Genomic DNA, 1887 nt, shown 5'->3' on the forward strand with positions numbered 1-1887 from the left:
GCGACGATGCCCCAGCGCGAGCAGCGCCCATAGGTCGGCTTGATGCCGACGGTGCCGGTGAAGGCCGCCGGCTGGCGGATCGAGCCGCCGGTGTCGGTCGCCGTCGCCGCGAGGCAGAGCTTCGCCGCCACGGCGGACGACGAACCGCCCGACGAACCGCCCGGAACGATCTTCGTGTCGTCGCCCTTGCGCCGCCAGGGATTGACGACCGGCCCGTAGAAGCTCGTCTCGTTCGACGAGCCCATGGCGAATTCATCATTGTTGAGCTTGCCGAGCATCACGGCGCCGTCGCGCCAGAGATTGCTCGTCACCTGCGACTCGTAGGGCGGCTTGAAACCGTCAAGGATATGGCTGCAGGCCGTCGTCAGCACGCCCTTCGTCGCGAAGAGGTCCTTGACGCCGAGCGGCAGGCCTTCCAGCGCGCCGCCCTGCCCCTTGCCGAGCTTGAGGTCGGAGGCTTTCGCCATCTCGCGCGCCTCGTCGCCCGTCACGGTCACATAGGCGTTCAGCGCCGCCGCCCCTTCGATCGCGCCGAGATAGGCGTCGGTCAGTTCGAGCGAGGTGAACTCTTTCTTCTTCAGCGCGTCGCGCGCGCCGGCAAGCGTCAGCTTTGTCAGGTCGGTCATGATTACTCCACCACCCTCGGCACGACATAGAACCCGTCCTCGGCCCTGGGCGCGTTCTCCGTCACTTCTTTCTGGAGGTTGCCCGCCGTCACGACGTCGTCGCGCATCTTCATGCTCATGGCGACGGCGCTGGTCATCGGCTCGACACCCGTCGTGTCGACCTCTCCCAGTTGCTCCACCCAGTCGAGGATGGTGTTGAGTTCGCCCGCGAGCGCCGGAAGCTCATCGTCCCGGACCGCGATCCGCGCGAGCCGGGCAATGTGCCGGACCGTGTTCTGATCGACCGACATAGGCCTGCCTTTGGTTATGGTTCGGAGAGGGCTGCCCGTCCGACCGGCTGGTCCCGAGCACCCTTGGCTACCGATCCCTTCGTGGAGGATTCGAGCGGCGAACATAACAAAGCCGGGCTACCAGCCGCAACGCCGCCTCTCTCTATATAAGGAGGTTTCGGGGGATATCATTGCGCGGTTTCGCCTCGCCGCCTATGGTCCTGACAAATAAGCAGATTTCAGGAATGGACCGGCTTTGAGCGGCAATCTGAAGACCCTGGGCGAGCTTCGGGACGCCCTGAAGCGGGGCGAAAGGCTGATGGGCGTCGACCTCGGCTCGAAAACCATCGGCCTCGCGCTCTCCGACCTCTCGCTGACGGTCGCGACCCCGCTCGAGACCATCCGGCGGGCGAAGTTCACCGCGGACGCCAAACGGCTCCTCGATCTCGCCGCCGAGCATGGCGTCGGCGGGCTGATCGTCGGCCTGCCCCTCAACATGGATGGCTCGGAAGGCCCGGCCGTCCAGTCCGCCCGCGCCTTTGTCCGCAATCTCGAAAAGCTGTCGCCGATCCCGCTCGCCTTCTGGGACGAACGTCTGTCCACCGCCGCCGTCACGCGAACGTTGCTCGAGGCCGATACAAGCCGCGCACGCCGCGCCGAGGTGGTGGACAAGATGGCCTCCGCCTACATTCTGCAAGGCGCGCTGGAGCGGTTGCGGACGCTCTGAATATTCGTGTCACCCCGGGCTCGTCCCGGGGCCCAGGGGAGGCTCGCTCGGAATTTGCAGCCCCTGGGTCCCGGCATAAAGCCGGGATGACATCTAAACCGGGGATCGGGGGATCAATCTTGTCAGTGCCGACGTCATTGCCGACATCTACGCTCCCGCGCGACCAGCGCATGCTGCTGCTTCTCGTCGGCAGTTCGCTCTTCATCAACAATTACGACCTCGGTATCTTCGCCCTCGCCCTTCCGCAGATCCAGGCGTCGCTCCA

Annotated in this window: 3 protein-coding genes; 1 reads left to right on the plus strand and 2 read right to left on the minus strand. The window is 65.4% G+C overall.

What is annotated here, in order from left to right; translation table 11 throughout:
- Positions 1 to 626, minus strand: a 626-nt coding sequence (locus VMR03_RS15465; protein ID WP_325406791.1) for an amidase, incomplete at its 3' end; no start/stop codon positions are given.
- 2 nt (positions 627 to 628) lie between these two features.
- Positions 629 to 916, minus strand: a complete 288-nt coding sequence (gene gatC / locus VMR03_RS15470) for an Asp-tRNA(Asn)/Glu-tRNA(Gln) amidotransferase subunit GatC (RefSeq protein ID WP_325406793.1) — start codon at positions 914 to 916, stop codon at positions 629 to 631.
- Between the two features lie 298 nt (positions 917 to 1214).
- Between gatC and ruvX the strand changes: the two genes are divergently transcribed.
- A complete protein-coding gene (gene ruvX, locus VMR03_RS15475) occupies positions 1215 to 1622 on the plus strand; it encodes a Holliday junction resolvase RuvX (protein WP_325406795.1) in 408 nt (135 codons plus the stop codon).
- Positions 1623 to 1887: the final 265 nt, after the last annotated feature.

This window comes from Parvibaculum sp., from assembly GCF_035511255.1.
Classification (GTDB): Bacteria; Pseudomonadota; Alphaproteobacteria; order Parvibaculales; family Parvibaculaceae; genus Parvibaculum.